Annotated in this window: 14 protein-coding genes; 10 read left to right on the top strand and 4 right to left on the bottom strand. The window is 70.6% G+C overall.

Annotated features, from left to right (window positions below):
• Window positions 1-55 precede the first annotated feature (55 nt).
• Window positions 56-1,354, top strand: coding sequence for an A/G-specific adenine glycosylase (gene mutY / locus ASF25_RS03445; protein ID WP_056303328.1), 1,299 nt, complete (start codon window positions 56-58; stop codon window positions 1,352-1,354).
• 63 nt (window positions 1,355-1,417) lie between these two features.
• Here the strand turns inward: mutY and ASF25_RS03440 are convergent, their stop codons facing one another.
• Window positions 1,418-2,611: a site-specific DNA-methyltransferase gene (locus tag ASF25_RS03440; RefSeq protein WP_280137318.1), complete on the bottom strand. Its 1,194-nt coding sequence runs from the start codon at window positions 2,609-2,611 to the stop codon at window positions 1,418-1,420.
• 609 nt (window positions 2,612-3,220) lie between these two features.
• On the opposite strand from ASF25_RS03440, the gene ASF25_RS03435 reads away from it, so the two are divergent.
• From ASF25_RS03435 to ASF25_RS03410, 6 genes are all read left to right on the top strand, one after another.
• Window positions 3,221-3,568 (top strand): septal ring lytic transglycosylase RlpA family protein, encoded by a 348-nt coding sequence (locus ASF25_RS03435; protein WP_056173892.1) that lies wholly within the window; start codon window positions 3,221-3,223, stop codon window positions 3,566-3,568.
• A gap of 145 nt (window positions 3,569-3,713) precedes the next feature.
• Entirely contained in the window at window positions 3,714-4,028 is a 315-nt protein-coding gene (locus tag ASF25_RS03430) for a polyhydroxyalkanoic acid system family protein (RefSeq protein WP_056303271.1), read from the top strand.
• A 75-nt stretch (window positions 4,029-4,103) separates the two neighbouring features.
• Entirely contained in the window at window positions 4,104-4,313 is a 210-nt protein-coding gene (locus tag ASF25_RS03425; protein WP_056303269.1) for a hypothetical protein, read from the top strand.
• A 64-nt stretch (window positions 4,314-4,377) separates the two neighbouring features.
• A complete protein-coding gene (locus tag ASF25_RS03420; RefSeq protein WP_056303324.1) occupies window positions 4,378-6,204 on the top strand; it encodes an ATP-binding cassette domain-containing protein in 1,827 nt (608 codons plus the stop codon).
• A gap of 104 nt (window positions 6,205-6,308) precedes the next feature.
• Window positions 6,309-8,258 (top strand): hypothetical protein, encoded by a 1,950-nt coding sequence (locus ASF25_RS03415; protein WP_082502460.1) that lies wholly within the window; start codon window positions 6,309-6,311, stop codon window positions 8,256-8,258.
• Window positions 8,259-8,268: 10 nt separating this feature from the next.
• On the top strand, window positions 8,269-8,544 hold the full coding sequence (locus tag ASF25_RS03410) for a hypothetical protein (protein WP_056303267.1): 276 nt from the start codon (window positions 8,269-8,271) through the stop codon (window positions 8,542-8,544).
• An 8-nt stretch (window positions 8,545-8,552) separates the two neighbouring features.
• Here the strand turns inward: ASF25_RS03410 and ASF25_RS03405 are convergent, their stop codons facing one another.
• Window positions 8,553-10,880 carry a lytic transglycosylase domain-containing protein gene (locus ASF25_RS03405; RefSeq protein ID WP_056303265.1) on the bottom strand — a complete coding sequence of 776 codons (2,328 nt, stop codon included), beginning with the start codon at window positions 10,878-10,880 and terminating at the stop codon, window positions 8,553-8,555.
• A 183-nt stretch (window positions 10,881-11,063) separates the two neighbouring features.
• On the opposite strand from ASF25_RS03405, the gene dapA reads away from it, so the two are divergent.
• The 3 genes from dapA (at window position 11,064) to ASF25_RS03390 (ending at window position 13,177) form a co-directional block, all read left to right on the top strand.
• Window positions 11,064-11,963, top strand: coding sequence for a 4-hydroxy-tetrahydrodipicolinate synthase (dapA, locus tag ASF25_RS03400; RefSeq protein WP_056303263.1), 900 nt, complete (start codon window positions 11,064-11,066; stop codon window positions 11,961-11,963).
• Window positions 11,964-12,044: 81 nt separating this feature from the next.
• A complete protein-coding gene (gene smpB, locus ASF25_RS03395; protein ID WP_056092401.1) occupies window positions 12,045-12,518 on the top strand; it encodes an SsrA-binding protein SmpB in 474 nt (157 codons plus the stop codon).
• 71 nt (window positions 12,519-12,589) lie between these two features.
• Window positions 12,590-13,177 carry a peroxiredoxin gene (locus ASF25_RS03390; RefSeq protein WP_056303260.1) on the top strand — a complete coding sequence of 196 codons (588 nt, stop codon included), beginning with the start codon at window positions 12,590-12,592 and terminating at the stop codon, window positions 13,175-13,177.
• On the opposite strand, the gene ASF25_RS03385 is transcribed toward ASF25_RS03390, so the two are convergent.
• Entirely contained in the window at window positions 13,174-13,851 is a 678-nt protein-coding gene (locus ASF25_RS03385; protein ID WP_056262215.1) for an NYN domain-containing protein, read from the bottom strand. The genes ASF25_RS03390 and ASF25_RS03385 overlap by 4 nt on opposite strands.
• 411 nt (window positions 13,852-14,262) lie before the next feature.
• Window positions 14,263-14,853, bottom strand: coding sequence for an orotate phosphoribosyltransferase (gene pyrE, locus ASF25_RS03380; protein ID WP_056303258.1), 591 nt, complete (start codon window positions 14,851-14,853; stop codon window positions 14,263-14,265).
• Window positions 14,854-14,865 lie beyond the last annotated feature (12 nt).

Genomic DNA, 14,865 nt, shown 5'->3' with positions numbered 1-14,865 from the left:
CCCCGTGACCGACGCATCTCTGCCAAGCCCCCTGGCGGGCGATCTACCAAGCCCCCTGGCGGGCAATCTACCAAGCCCCCGGGCGGACGATCTGCTGACCTGGTACGACCGGCACCGCCGCGTCCTGCCCTGGCGCGCCCTGCCGGGGCAGGCGCCGGACCCGTACCGGATCTGGCTTTCCGAGGTGATGCTGCAGCAGACCACCATCGCGGCGGTGAAACCCTACTTCCACAAGTTCCTCGAACGCTTCCCCAGCGTGGATGCCCTGGCGGCCGCCTCCGAGGAGGCGGTGATGTCGGCCTGGGCCGGGCTCGGCTACTATTCCCGGGCACGCAACCTCCACGCCTGCGCCAAGGCTGTGGCGGAGGCCGGCGCGTTTCCCGACACCCTCGCGGGCCTGAGGAAGCTTCCCGGCGTCGGCGCCTACACGGCCGGCGCCATCGCGGCCATCGCCTTCGACCGCCCGGAGGCCGCCGTCGACGGCAACGTCGAACGGGTGATGACCCGCCTCTACGCCATCGAGACGATGATGCCGGCCGCCCGCACGGAGGTTCGCGCCGTGACACAAGCCCTGGTGCCGCACGACCGGCCGGGCGATTTCGCGCAGGCGGTGATGGATCTCGGCGCCACGATCTGCACACCCAAGCGCCCGGCCTGCGCCCTGTGTCCGTGGATGGCGCCGTGCCGCGCCCGGGCCGCCGGCACGCAGGAGACGTTTCCGCGAAAACTGAAGGCGGTGAAGGGGACCCTGCGCAAGGGCGCGGCCTTCGTGGCGGTCCGGGCCGGCGATGAGGCGATCCTCCTGCGCACCCGCCCGCCGGAGGGCCTGCTCGGCGCCATGGCCGAGCCGCCCATGAGCCCGTGGGAGCCGGATTACGATCCGGCCCAGGCCCTCCTCGACGCGCCGTTCGACGCCCGCTGGAAGCGTCTGCCGGGGCTCGTGCGCCACGGCTTCACGCATTTCCCCCTCGAGCTGACGGTCTTCCTCGCCCGCGTCGCCTTGAGCACCCAGGCCCCCGCCGGCATGCGCTTCACGCCCCGGCGGAATCTCGACGACGAGCCACTGCCCGGCGTGATGAAGAAGGTGCTGGCCCACGCCTTCGATCCGAAGCCCGAGCCGGTGAAGCGCGGGCGCCCGAAGGCCCTGCGGGCGGTCGCCGACACGCCGCTCTTCGCCGAGCCGGAGGAGGAGGCTCCGCCGCCACCGCCGAGTTTTCGCCCGGTGCCGAAGCCGGCGCCGCGTGCTGTGGTGGCACCACCCGTCGAGGACGGGGAGGGGTTTTTCGGGGAGCCGGAGGAGGAGGCGCCTGCCCCGCCGCGAAAACGCGGCCGGCCGAGGACGCGCGGGCAGTAGGGCGCGACCCCTCCCTACTCTGCGGGAGAGGGCATTCCGCGGAAGGCGGGCTGTACCAGAAACTCAGGCGGCCGAACCCATGGCCGCCCGCATCCGGGCCCGGAACACGTCGATCACCACGGGCTTGCCGTCGCGGGTGGCGTGCCAGAAGTCCCAGCCGTTGCAGGCCGGCAGGCCCTGCACGAGGGCGCCGATCTTGTGGATCGAGCCCGAGGCCGGGCCGGCCATCACGGTGCCGTCGGGGCGCACGATGGCCGAGTGCCGCCCGCGCGCGTCCGTGAGGGTCTCGCCGGCACGAATGTGACCGGCCTCGAGAACGCTGAGGAAGGCGACGCGGGGCTCGGCGCGCTTCGTCGGCGCCACCATGAGGGCGGCCTGCGACAGGGGCTCGACGGCGTCGATGCGGGCGCGGGCCGCGTCGGCATAGACGGTCTCGCGCTCGATGCCGATGAAGCGGCGGCCGAGGCGCTTGGCCACGGCGCCGGTGGTGCCGGTGCCGAAGAACGGGTCGAGGATCACGTCACCCGGATTCGTGGCCGATAGGATGGTGCGGGCGAGCAGGGCCTCCGGCTTCTGGGTCGGGTGGACCTTCAGGCCGTCGGCGCCCTTCAGGCGTTCGTCGCCGGTGCAGAGGGGGATGAACCAGTCCGAACGCATCTGAACGTCGTCGTTGCCGCCCTTCAGCGCCTCGTAATGGAAGGTGTAGCCCTTCGATTCGGCCGAGCGCGACGCCCAGATCAGGGTCTCGTGGGCGTTGGTGAAGCGCTTGCCGCGGAAGTTCGGCATCGGGTTGGCCTTGCGCCAGACGATGTCATTGAGGATCCAGAACCCGAGATCCTGGAGCGCGCCGCCGACGCGAAAAATGTTGTGGTAGGAGCCGATGACCCACAGGGTCGCGTTCGGCTTCATCACCCGGCGGGCGGCGGTGAGCCAGGCGCGGGTGAAGGCGTCGTAGGCGGCAAAGCTCGAGAACTGGTCCCAGGCGTCGTCGACGGCGTCGACGCGGCTCTGATCGGGCCGCAGGAGCGAGCCTTCGCCGAGCTGGAGGTTGTAGGGTGGATCGGCGAACACGCAGTCGACGCTGCCCGCCGGCAGGGCGTTCATGGCGCTGATGCAATCCCCAACGAGAATCTCATCGAGGGGAAGGCGCTGAACGGGGGGTACGAGACCCATCCGCGGCGCCGACACGAGTCGCCCGGTACGCGAGACACTTTTCCGGGCGACGGTATCGGCAACCGCGGTACGCAGGGGAGCCATGGCAAACACCGGTTACGCGACTGACAAGGCGGACCATGCGGCCGTTAACGTAAAGGGCGGGTTGCCGGGTTGAGGCGAATGCGTCTCGATTTGGGGCTGCAGTTTTTGCCGGGTGCGTTGCCGGACCGTCCCGCAGGCTAATTGCGAGCACCGATCGGTCCTGCATCAGTGTTGCCCTGGGTGTCGGAGGGCATAACCCGAGATGTCGCCAACACTTCCACCGATCCAGAACACGGGTAGGGCGGGGTCTGCTGAACCCTCGGACGTCCGGCAACCGGCCCCCAAGCCGCGATCTTGAAAATAATCTTTCTTCTTCGGCCCCGGGAGGGCGGCGCATGGCTGGGTTTCGTCGCGCGCAGGGCAGTTTTTTGCTGCTCGGTGCGGGGGCAGGCAGAGCCCGCGGCCGGATCGGCCCACGGCAGCATTCACTTGGAATGAAACGTCTTTTCGGCTTTCACACATCGATCCACACTACATTGTTGTACAACTACAGATGATGCCTTTGATCTAGCCTCATATGTGACCGCAAATGCCTCATTTCACCCGGTCTCATTTTGGCCCCGTTCGAATTCATTTTGCCGGCCATCCGAAACAACCGAGCAAGACCGAATGAACATCAATTCCGTTCGTGTGGCCGCCACCCTCATCGGCACCGTCATGACCTTCGCCAGCCTGCCGGCCGCCGCCCAGAGCGGTGGCGCGTCCTGGTACGGAAGCGGTCGCCAGACGGCCAACGGCGAGCGCTTCAACCCGAACGGCATGACGGCCGCCCATCGCAGCCTGCCCTTCGGCACACGGGTGCTGGTGCAGAACAAGCGCAACGGCCGCTCTGTGGTGGTGCGGATCAACGACCGGGGGCCGTTCGTGCGCGGCCGGATCATCGACCTCGCCAAGGGACCGGCCCGCGCCATCGGCATGGGCGGCGTGACCCATGTGGCGCTGAGCGTGGTTCACTGAGGCCCGCATCGCAGCGCGCCTCAGTGAAAACCGAGGCCCGCATCGCGTCGCCTCCCTCGAAAACGTCATCTTCCGCGGCCGCCGGCGTTGTCTCGCCGGCGGCCGTCCCCATGTCGGGGGTCGGAGCCAACCGCGCAGGACCCCCATGGCCAAGCCCTTGATCGTCGAAATCCCGCATGAGCTCGGCCTGGCCGAAGCCCGCCGGCGCATCGCCGACGGGATGGGTCAGGTCCAGGGGCTGCTCGACAAGACCGGCGTCGCCGTCGACAAGTTGGCCTGGACCGACGACCGCCTCGACTTCGCCATGGCGGCCATGGGCCAGAAGGTCAACGGGCAGGTGGATGTCGGCCCCCAGACCGTTCGGGTCGAAGTGCGCCTGCCGCTGCTGCTCGCCCTGTTCGCCGAACGCATCCAGAAGAAGCTCGGCCAGGAGGGCAACCTCCTTCTGACGAAGAAGTAGGCGGGACCGGAAACGAGGCGGAACCGGCACGCCGGGCGCCCGTTCCTTACGCCCGACCTTTTCGCGAGGCCTGCCATGTCGAATCCCGGTGCTCCCGTTCCCGAGACGCCCTACGAGGCTCCGCAGACGCCGCCGCCCGGGCCCGATCTGCCCGCGCCCGAGTTTCCCGGCCAGACGCCGACGGAAGCGCCCGACGTGACGCCGGACGAGATTCCCGTGAACGATCCGGGCGTCGGCCCCGATGTCGGCCCTGCGCCCACGGGTCCCGCCAACCCGGTCATGTAGGGTTTCCGCGTCCGGCGCCCCGAACCATTTGTTCACGGGCGCCGGCACTGCCATAAGCCCGGCCATGGCCGCTCCCCCGCTTCTCACCCTCCAAGACGTCGCCCTCACCTTCGGCGGCACGCCCCTCATCGAACGGGCCGAGCTCGCGATCTCGCCGGGCGAGCGTACCTGCCTCGTCGGCCGCAACGGCTCGGGCAAGTCGACCCTGATGAAGATCGCCGCCGGATTGGTGGAGCCCGACAAGGGGTTACGCTTCGTCCAGCCCGGCACCACCATCCGGTATCTGGCCCAGGAGCCGGACTTCTCAGGGTTCACCACCACCCTCGACTTCGTAGAAGCCGGGCTCACCCACGGCGACGAGGCCTACCGCGCCCGCTATCTGCTGGAGAGCCTCGGCATGACCGGGGAGGAGGACCCGTCGCGCCTGTCCGGCGGCGAGGGCCGGCGCGTGGCCCTCGCCCAGGCCCTGGCGCCCGAGCCCGACATTCTGCTCCTCGACGAGCCGACCAACCACCTCGACCTGCCGGCCATCGAGTGGCTGGAAGCCGAACTGAAGAGCGTGCGCGGCGCGCTCATCCTCATCAGCCACGACCGGCGCTTCCTCTCGGCCCTGTCGAAGACCACGGTCTGGCTCGATCGCGGCACCACCCGGCGGATCGAGCAGGGATTCACCACCTTCGAGGCGTGGCGCGACGCGTTCTTCGAGGAGGAGGAGCGCGACCGGCACAAGCTCGAGCGCAAGATCGCCGACGAAGAGCATTGGCTGCGCTACGGCGTCACGGCCCGGCGCAAGCGCAACGTCCGGCGCCTCGGCAACCTTCATCAGCTCCGCAAGGACCGGCGCGAGGACCGCCGCCCCGTCGGCACCGCCACCATGAGCTCGACGGAGGCCGACCCGTCGGGCGCCCTCGTGGTTGAGGCCAAGGGCGCGGCGAAATCCTACGGGGAGCGCACCATCGTCGCCGACCTGTCGATCCGGGTGATGCGCGGCGACCGCCTCGGCATCGTCGGCCCCAACGGCGCCGGCAAGACCACGCTGATCAACCTGCTCACCGGCCAGCAACCCCCGGATTCCGGGACCATCGCGCTCGGTACCAACCTCAAGATGATGCTCCTCGACCAGACCCGCGCGGTCCTGGAACCGTCGATGACCGTGACCGAGGTGCTCACCGGCGGCAGCGGCGATTCGGTCACCGTCGGCGGGGTGAGCCGCCACGTCATCGGCTACATGAAGGACTTCCTGTTCGCGCCCGAGCAGGCCCGCACCCCCGTGAGCGTGCTGTCGGGCGGCGAGCGCAACCGCCTCCTCATCGCCAGGGCACTCGCCCAGCCCGCCAACCTGCTGGTCCTCGACGAGCCGACAAACGACCTCGATCTCGAGACCCTCGACCTCCTGCAGGAGATGCTCACCGACTATTCCGGCACCCTGATCCTGGTCAGCCACGACCGCGACTTCCTCGACCGGGTCGTGGGCAGCGTCCTCGTCAGCGAGGGCGAGGGCGCCTGGATCGAGTATGCGGGCGGCTACACCGACATGATCGCCCAGCGCGGCGAGGGCGTGCAGGCCCGCACCGTCGCCTCGACCACGCGGGCGGGCCGGGCCGAGCAGCGCGAGCGCGGCAAGGCGCAGGAGGCCGCCAAGGCGGAGGCCGCCCCCCCCAAGGGCAAGCTCAACTTCAAGGACCAGCACGAGCTGAAGACCCTGCCGGAGCGGATCAAGAAGCTCGAATCCGACATCGGCAAGCTGCGTGCGGTGCTGGCCGACCCGCTTCTCTACGCCCGCGACCCGGCGCGCTTCGCCAAGGCCTCGGGTCTGCTGAGCGAGGCCGAGACCCAGCTCGGCCAGGCCGAGGACCGCTGGCTCGAACTGGAGATGCTGCGCGACGCGTGACGGCCTTCATGATGCCGTGAAAACCGTATGATTGGGTTGGCTTCGCCAAGCGCCACTTCGCCAAGCGCCGCTTCGCGAAACGCCGCCTTCCACCGGGATCGAACGTGTCCGCCTCTCTTTCCGCCCTGATCCGTCGCACGGGCTGGCTCGTCGGCCTGCCCGGCGTCGCCGTGATCCTCGGCGTCGCCGTGCCCCTGGTGACGCCGCCCCTGGAGGCGCGCCTCGACGCGGAGGCCGCCGCGATCGTGCGCGAGACGGCGCGGGCGGGCACCGAGCCGTGGCTGCGTGCCACGGCGCGGGGCCGCGACCTCGTGGTGTTCGGCGAAGCGCCCGACGCGGTGTCCCGCGACACCACCCTGGCCCGCCTCGCCGCCCTGCCGGGCCTGCGCCGGATCGAGGGCAGTCTCGGGCTCGTCGAGACCGCCGCTCCCTTCGTGTGGACGGCCACGCGCACGGGGCCGGACCGCATCGCGCTCACGGGGAACCGCCCGGCCGAGATCGGCCCCCTTGCCCTGGCCGACCGTCTGACCCCGTCCCTCGCGCCGTGCACGCGCCTCGACGACGACGCCCGTGCGGCCTACGGCGCGCCGGCCGAGTTCGCGCAGGCCGCCGCGGAAGCGATCTCGGCACTCAAGGCCCTGCAGCCCGGCGCCCGGGCCGAACTGTCCGACACGCGCCTGTCGGTTCGGGGGGAGGCGATCTCGACGGAGGACGAGGCGCGCCTGCGCTCGTCCCTCGCGACGCCGCCCACGGGGTTCACCCTCGGCACCATCGAGATCCTGCCGGCCAACGTTCCGGACTTCGCCTTCGGCCTCGCCCGCGCGCCGGGCGGCGCCATCACCCTCACGGGCCACGTGGTCTCCGAGGCCGCCCGCGCCAGCCTGCGGGCCCGCGCCACGGAGATCGCCGAGGGCGCCGGCATCCTCGACGAGACCCGCACGGCACGCGGCCTCGATCCCGCCATCGATCCCGCCGGCTTCGCCGCCTTCGCCCTGCGCCTCGTCGCCTTGCTGCAGGAGGGCGGCGTCGCCTTCGCGCGCGGCGCGGTGTCGGTCACGGGCGTCGCCCTCGACGGGCAGGCGGTGGAAGAGATCGCGGCCCTGCTGCGCGACGGGCGCCCTTCCGGCGTCGCGGCCGGGCCGGTGCGCCTGGAGACCCGGCCGCTCAAGCCCTACCGCGTCCAGCTCCGGCGCGAGGCCGACAGCGTGACCCTGGGCGGCCACCTGCCGGACGCGGCAACCCGCGAGCGCATCCTCGCGGCCCTGCGTCCAAAGTTCTTCCGCGAGCGGATCGTCGACCGGAGCCGCCTCGCCGACGGCGCCCCCGAGGGCCTGACGGGCGCCCTCGATCAGGGCATCGCCACCCTGGCGGTGCTGGCGCGCGGCGAGATCCGCATCGCCGACCGCGCCCTCACGCTCACGGGCGACAGCCTCTACGCCGAGAGCGCGCGCCGCATCGAATCGGATCTGCCCCGCGCGCTGCCCGCCGGGTGGCAGGGCAGTGCGGCCATCGCGGTGCCGGGCGTGGGTACCGCCCCCGACACGAAGGCCTGTGCGACGCGGTTCACCGCCCTCGATCCGGGCCGGGCCCTGACGTTCGTGCCCGGCAGCGCCATCCTGACGGCGGCGTTCTATCCCCTCCTCGATTCGGTGGCGGCCTGGGCCAAGGCCTGCCCCACGGGCCGCATCGCGGTCACCGGCCACACGGACCCGGCGGGCGCCCCGCCGGCCCCGAAGCCGGCCGTCGAGACCGCCGTGGACAGCACGGCCTCCGTCGAGCCCCCGAAGGACGCCAAGGCGACCGCCAAGGCCGACACCAAGGCGAAGCCCGCCACCGGCGCGAGTGCCAAGGCCGCCACCAAGACGCCTCCCGAGAAGCCGTCCGCCAAAGCGGACATCCCGTCCGAGCCCGAGCCGGACCTGCCGCGGCAGCGCGCCCTTGCCCTCGTCGAGTATCTGCTCCAGGCCGGCCTCCCGCCGGACCGGGTCGCCGCCGATCCCGCCGCGCAAAGCCGCCTGCCCGCCGAGGGCATCGGCCTGGCCCTGCGTCCATGAGGAGTCTCGCGTGATCCCCCTGCTGACGCTGATCGGCCCGGCCCTGGTGCTCGGCTTCCTCCTCGGCGCGGTGGTGGGCCGCTTCGCCGGCCTGCCGCGCACGGGGTCGACCCTGGCGGGGACCCTCGCCCTGGTGCTCGCGGCGGCCGTCGCGGGCGGGCTCAGCCTCGCCGGGCTCGTTCCGGGCCGCGCCGGCCTCTGGGTCGAGGTCGGTGCTCTGATCCTCGCGGCCTACCTCGCGGGTGCGGCCGTGGGCGCCGTCTCGCTCGGGCGACAGGCGGCCTGACCTGTCCCTCAGCGCGCGCCGCGCTGCAGATCCCCGTCGATGAGGAGCGCGCTCTTGGTATCGAGGCGGGTGCGGTAGATCTGCAGGTTCTCCATCACCCGCTGGACGTAGTTGCGCGTCTCCGTGAAGGGGATGCGCTCGACCCAGTCGATGGGGTCGACGCCCGCCTTGCGCGGATCGCCGTAGGCGTCGATCCACTTCTTCACGTTGCCGCCGCCGGCATTGTAGGAGGCGAAGGCGAGGATGTAGGAGCCGCGCCAATCGTCCATGAGCTCGCCGAGATGGGCGTGGCCGAGGCGGGCGTTGTAGGCCGGATCGCTGGTGAGCCGGTCCTGGTCGAAGGCGGCGCTGACCCGGCGGGCCGTGCGCTGGGCCGTGGCCGGCATCATCTGCATCAGGCCGCGCGCGCCGACGCTCGACTGGGCCAGGGGGTCGAACTGGCTCTCCTGCCGGGCGATGGCGAAGACCATGGCCTTCTCGACCAGGGGCACGGCGGCGGAGGCCTCGTAGGCCGGGATGCCGATGGTCGGGTAGGCGTGGGCGTCCAGCGGCAGACCGCGCTGCACGGCGATCTTGCCGATGGCCACGAGCGCCCGGGCGTTGCGGACATCCGCCGCGATGTTGCCGAGGGCATCGAGTTCGGCCGGATCGGAGAGCTTCGTCGCCGCGTCGATGTAGAGCGGCAGGGCCAGATCCTTCAGGGAGGCCGCCTCCAGCATGCGCAGGGCCCGGACGTAGAGCCGGTCCGAGAAGGCCGCCTGCGCGGGTGCGTCGAGCTCGGGAATCGAGCGGAGCGACAGGTTGGCGCGGCCGAGCTTCGCCCGGGCGAGCTGGCCGTAATAGGCGATGGGCTGAAGGGCGGCGCGCTCGTAGGCGGCCTTCGCCACGTCGGTCCGCCCCTCGGCCTCGGCGGCGCGGCCCTGCCAGTAGGCGGCGCGGGCCTGCGAGATCGGCGTCTCGGCGATGGCGGCGGCGGCGTCGAAATGACGGGCGGCGGTTCCCGCGTCGTCGAGGAAGCGCAGGGCGATCCAGCCGGCATGGAACTCGGCCTCGATGCGCTTCTCCACCGTGCGGGCGCTGTGGCGACCGGCGACGATGTAGGCGGTGCGGGCGTCGCCGAGATCGACGAGCTTGCGGGCGACGATCCGGCGCTCCACCCACCACTCGTCGCCGTCGACGAGGACGTCCGGGTTCGTCGGCGCGACGGAGAGCAGGGCGGCCGCCTCGGCATACTTGTCGGTGCGGCGCAGGTGCTGCGCCCGCGACAGGATGTAGGACGAGTCGTTGCGCAGGGACGGCGGCACCGCGTTGAGGGCACCGGGCGCGCCCGAACTCTTGTCCTCCACGGCGCGGCGGGCCCGCACCAGACTGGCATAGCTCCCGCCCGCGAGCGCGGCGGCGCGGCCGGCGGTCTCGTAATCCTCCTTGAGGAGGGCGCGCTCCATGCGGAAGCGGTGGTCGATGCGGGTGAGCACGCCCGGAAAGGCGTCCATCACCTTGGCTTCGAGGCTGCGCCCGAAGGTGTCCGAGCGCCACAGCTCGCGCACCAGGGCGGCGGCGTCGGCATCGAGGTTCTCGGCCCGGAACGCCAGCGCCAGGGCGAACCGGCCCGGCGCGCTCGCGGGCTTGGAGGCCGCGAAATAGGCACGCACGATGGCCGGTCCCTTGCGCTCGATGAGCAGGGCCTCCTCGGCGCGCCGACGCAGCAGCGGCCCCGCCGGCCAGTCCGGGTTGGCGCGGGTGAACGCGATGGTGCGCTCGAACCCGATCCCGGCGCCGGCCCGGATCGCGACCCATTCGAGGAGCGCGCGGGCGGCCGGGTCCTTGAACCCGTCGCGCAGGCGGTCGCCGTCCCCGACGCGCCCCTTGCGGTAGGCGTCGATGGCCTGGCGCAGGGCCGGCACGTCGATGTCGGGGGCGATGCGGGCGGCGCGGACCGGATCGGGCAGCTCGGGCACCGGAGCCGCGGGCGAGACGGCGGCGTCGGGCAAGGGGAAGGCGATGCCGGCCTCGGGGTCGGCCGAGGCGTAGGCCTTCACCGTGGCGGGCAGACCCGTCCGGGCCCCGGGCGGGGCGGTGTCGGCCGGTGGGGTCTCGGCGGTCCGCGCCTCGACCTTCAGGGCATCGGCCGCCACGGGATCGAGGGTCTTGGTATCGGTCAGGGCGCTCGACGGGGCGGCGGCGTCACTCGCCGGCAGCGCGTCCGATCCCGCCGCGAGCACGCCGGAGCCGAGGGGGCGGGGCAGGGTCGAACCGACGAAGGCCGTCCCGGCCAGGGCGGTGCCGCCCAGGAAGAGGGCCAGGGCGGCGCGATGCGAACACGTCCGGAACACCATGGATCTTACGAATCCCTGCGGGAGCGGGCCTCCTTCAAGCTCATCCAAAGGGCGTTAAGAAGGCATTAACCCCGTCAAAGCAGCGTTTGCGCCCGTGCGGCCGAGGCCTTATGTCTCCCCGCCTGATACGGGGCCGGTCCTGGCCCCGGCGCATGACGAGCCCCAAGGGCCGGGAACGCCAGGATGACCAGCACGACCACCCGGCGCCTGAAGGGCGCGATGACCGCCCTCGTGACGCCGTTCCGGGACGGCGCCTTCGACGAGGCCGCGTTCCGTGCCTTCGTGAACTGGCAGATCGCGCAGGGCATCCACGGCCTCGTGCCCGTCGGCACCACGGGGGAGACCCCGACGGTGACTCCGGCCGAACACGATTGCGTGGTCGAGATCTGCATCGCCGAGGCCGCCGGGCGCGTGCCCGTGATCGCGGGCGCCGGCTCGAACTCCACCGCCGAGGCGGTCGAGCGCGCGCGCCATGCCGAGAAGGCCGGCGCCGATGCGGTTCTGGTGGTGACGCCCTACTACAACAAGCCGTCCCAGGCCGGGCTCTACGCCCACTTCAAGGCCGTCAACGACGCCATCGGCATCCCGATCATCCTCTACAACATTCCCGGCCGCTCCATCGTCGACATGAGCGTCGAGACGATGGCACGCCTTGCCGAGCTGACGAACATCGTCGGGGTGAAGGACGCGACGGCCAGGCTCGACCGGGTCAGCCTCCAGCGCCAGGCCATCGGGCCGGACTTCGTCCAGCTCTCCGGCGAGGACGCGACGGCCCTGGGCTTCAACGCCCAGGGCGGCTGCGGCTGCATCTCGGTGGTGTCGAACGTCGCCCCACGCCTGTGTGCCGACCTGCAGGAAGCCACGCTTTCCGGCGACTACGCCAAGGCGCTCCAGCTGCAGGACATCCTGATGCCCCTGCACACGGCCATGTTCATCGAGCCGAACCCGGCGCCGGCGAAGTACGCCCTGTCCCGCCTCGGGCACATGCGCGAGGATCTGCGCCTGCCGCTCCTGCCCGTGAGCGAGGAGAGCAAGGCGGCGATCGATGCCGCCCTGCGCCATGCCGGACTCCTGGACGGCTGAAACCGCTGGCGAAACCGCACGCGACAGACCATATCCCTCGGCCCGGCCGCATTCCGGCGGCCGGCCTGAACCGACGATGTGATGGCACCCAAACCCGATCCCGATCGCCGCGTCGTCGCCGACAACCGCGCCGCCCGCTATCATTACGAGATCACCGACACCATCGAGGCCGGGCTCGCGCTGACGGGCACCGAGGTCAAATCCCTGCGCAAGGGCAAGGCGACCATCGGCGAGGCCTATGCCGGGCCGTCGGGCTCCGACCTGATGCTGTTCAACGCCTACATCCCGGAATACGTCGAGGCGAACCGCTTCAACCACGAGACCAAGCGCCCGCGCCGGCTGCTGCTGCACCGCAAGCAGATCAACAAGCTCATCGGCGCCACGCAGCGCGACGGCTTCACCGTGGTGCCGCTGAAGATCTACTTCAACGAGCGCGGCCGGGCGAAGATCGAGCTCGGCCTCGGGCGCGGCAAGAAGCTCCACGACAAGCGCGAGGCGACGAAGCAGCGCGATTGGGAGCGCGATCGCGCCCGGATCATGCGCGACCGCGGCTGATTTTTTGAAACCTTGTCCGCCGGGGTGGAGCATGGATAGCCTGACGCCGCCCCAACCGCCGGATCGCCGTCATGACCCCCGACTACGCGTCCCTGCCCGCCGACCTGCCCGTGCCGGAGGATGACGGCGCCGCGCGCCACCTCGAAGGCCTGATCGCGCCCGACGTGTCCCTCAAGGCGACGGACGGAACGCGGGTGTCCCTGAGCCGCCTGCCGGGCCGTGCGGTGATCTATGCCTATCCGCGCACGAGGGAGCCCGGCCAACCCAACCTCGTGCCCGAGTGGGACGCGATTCCGGGCGCGCGCGGCTGCACGCATCAGGCCTGCGACTTTCGCGACCACCACGCCGACCTGATCCGGCGCGGCGTGTCGCACGTGCACGGGCTCTCGACGCAGACGAGCGCCTACCAGCGCGAAGTGGCCGGGCGCCTGCACCTGCCGTTCAGCCTGCTCGCCGATCCGCACGGCGCTCTCGTGCGGGCCATGCGCCTGCCGACCTTCACGGCCAGCGGCCTTACGCTCCTGCGTCGCCTCACCCTGGTGCTCGACGCGGGCCGGGTAACGAAGGTGTTCTACCCGGTCTTCCCGCCCGACCGCAGCGCTGCGCAGGTGATCGCCTGGCTCGACGCGGGGGCATCGTCGCCCGAGCGGGCGGACTAACCCTCCGGATTGTCCTCGCCCTGGCGGATGCCGTAGCGGGTCTCGAGACCGAGGCTCGGGCGGGCCGAGCGCTCGGGGGTCTCGCCGCGCGAGCGGGTCGCGGTGTCGCCGGGGCCGCGGGCGTCCGGGGCGGACCGCATGGTCCGCTCGCCCGGATCGCGCCCGACCCGGGGGATGAGCTGGACAAGGTCGAGGAACTCGTCGGCCTGCCGGCGCAGGTCGTCGGCCACCATGGCGGGCTGGGTCTGGATCGTGGAGACGACGGTCACGCGCACGCCCTTGCGCTGCATCGCCTCGACGAGGGAGCGGAAATCGCCGTCGCCGGAGAACAGCACCATATGGTCGATGCGGGGGGCGAGTTCGAGGGCATCGATGGCGAGCTCGATGTCCATGTTGCCCTTGATCTTGCGCCGCCCGGCGGAATCCGTGAACTCCTTGGCGGGTTTGGTCACGACCCGGTAGCCGTTGTAGTCGAGCCAATCGATCAGCGGGCGGATCGAAGAATACTCCTGATCCTCGACCATGGCGGTATAGTAGAATGCTCGAATGAGATTGTCGCGCGCCTGGAATTCCTTCAACAGACGCCGGTAATCGATATCGAACCCAAGCGCTTTGGTAGCGGCATAGAGGTTGGCCCCGTCAATGAAGAGGGCGCTGCGCTGCTGTGCGCTCATGTAATGATCCATTTTCTGATAAGCATTTAGGTCGTAGCGGCCTTGAGCGCTCCGATACCCAAAAGATCTGATAGTTTAATTGTACGCATCGGCCTCGGAAGACCTGACTTCAAATCGGCGAGCTCGACAAACGACCGTGCTTCAAAAACGAGCGCCGAAACAATCTAGATCACTAATGCAGGTTAATAAGAATTTTGTCAAGCTCAAGCATAATGGCACTGGCTTTTTATGAAATTACCCGGCCTGGTTTCAATGCGTTTCCAGAAGATGTAGAAGATGTAATTGTCGATCGCTTGGCGCACCAGCTTGGCGCGCCTGCTTGGGTGATGTCGACGACCCAGATTTGGGGCCGATACGCGGACAAGTGGCCGGCCCCGACGCAAGTTCCGGAGGCGCGGCGCCGTATGCCTCTCACGGTTTCGGTGAGACCCGGCTGCCGGGCTTGACCGCCGGCAGGGCGGCGAGTTCGGGCGGCAGGGCATCCGCCGGATAGGCCGGGATGTCGAGGGTGACGAGGGTGACCAGCGGCAAGCCGATCTCGCCGCGCCCGCCCGAGCGGTCGATGAGGCAGGCCGCGCCCACGATCTCGCCGGCCTCGCCGCCAAGGGAGGCGAGGCACTCGCGCGCCGAGAGCCCGGTGGTGACGATGTCCTCGACGATGACGGCCCGCATCCCCGCCGGGATGCTGAAGCCGCGCCGCAGGGTGAAGGGCCCGCCGGGGTCGCGCTCCACGAAGATCGCGCGGGCGCCGAGGTGCCGGGCGGTCTCGTAGCCCGGCACGATGCCGCCGATGGCGGGCGAGACCACGATGTCGACGGGGCCGAACCGCTCGGTGATCTTCGCCGCCAGGGCCTTGCACAGGCGCGCGGTGCGGACCGGATCGGAGAAGATCGCCATCTTCTGCAGGAACACCCCGGAATGCAGGCCGGAACTGAGGACGAAATGCCCGTCGAGGAGGGCGTTCGCGTCTCGGAATTCGGCGAGCACCTGCTCAGGGGTCATGATCTCGGCTCC

It is taken from the genome of Methylobacterium sp. Leaf100 (genome assembly GCF_001422845.1).
Taxonomy (GTDB): domain Bacteria; phylum Pseudomonadota; class Alphaproteobacteria; order Rhizobiales; family Beijerinckiaceae; genus Methylobacterium.
Note: the sequence above shows the minus strand (reverse complement) of the source record. Positions and strands in the feature narration are given on the sequence as shown.

Excerpts from the sequence above, each read along its gene's own strand:
- ASF25_RS03440 (WP_280137318.1), bottom strand. The coding sequence starts at position 2,611 with ATGGCTCCCCTGCGTACCGCGGTTGCCGATACCGTCGCCCGGAAAAGT.
- ASF25_RS03435 (WP_056173892.1), top strand. The coding sequence starts at position 3,221 with ATGAACATCAATTCCGTTCGTGTGGCCGCCACCCTCATCGGCACCGTC.
- ASF25_RS03430 (WP_056303271.1), top strand. The coding sequence starts at position 3,714 with ATGGCCAAGCCCTTGATCGTCGAAATCCCGCATGAGCTCGGCCTGGCC.
- ASF25_RS03425 (WP_056303269.1), top strand. The coding sequence starts at position 4,104 with ATGTCGAATCCCGGTGCTCCCGTTCCCGAGACGCCCTACGAGGCTCCG.
- ASF25_RS03420 (WP_056303324.1), top strand. The coding sequence starts at position 4,378 with ATGGCCGCTCCCCCGCTTCTCACCCTCCAAGACGTCGCCCTCACCTTC.
- ASF25_RS03405 (WP_056303265.1), bottom strand. The coding sequence starts at position 10,880 with ATGGTGTTCCGGACGTGTTCGCATCGCGCCGCCCTGGCCCTCTTCCTG.
- dapA (WP_056303263.1), top strand. The coding sequence starts at position 11,064 with ATGACCAGCACGACCACCCGGCGCCTGAAGGGCGCGATGACCGCCCTC.
- smpB (WP_056092401.1), top strand. The coding sequence starts at position 12,045 with ATGGCACCCAAACCCGATCCCGATCGCCGCGTCGTCGCCGACAACCGC.
- ASF25_RS03390 (WP_056303260.1), top strand. The coding sequence starts at position 12,590 with ATGACCCCCGACTACGCGTCCCTGCCCGCCGACCTGCCCGTGCCGGAG.
- ASF25_RS03385 (WP_056262215.1), bottom strand. The coding sequence starts at position 13,851 with ATGAGCGCACAGCAGCGCAGCGCCCTCTTCATTGACGGGGCCAACCTC.
- pyrE (WP_056303258.1), bottom strand. The coding sequence starts at position 14,853 with ATGACCCCTGAGCAGGTGCTCGCCGAATTCCGAGACGCGAACGCCCTC.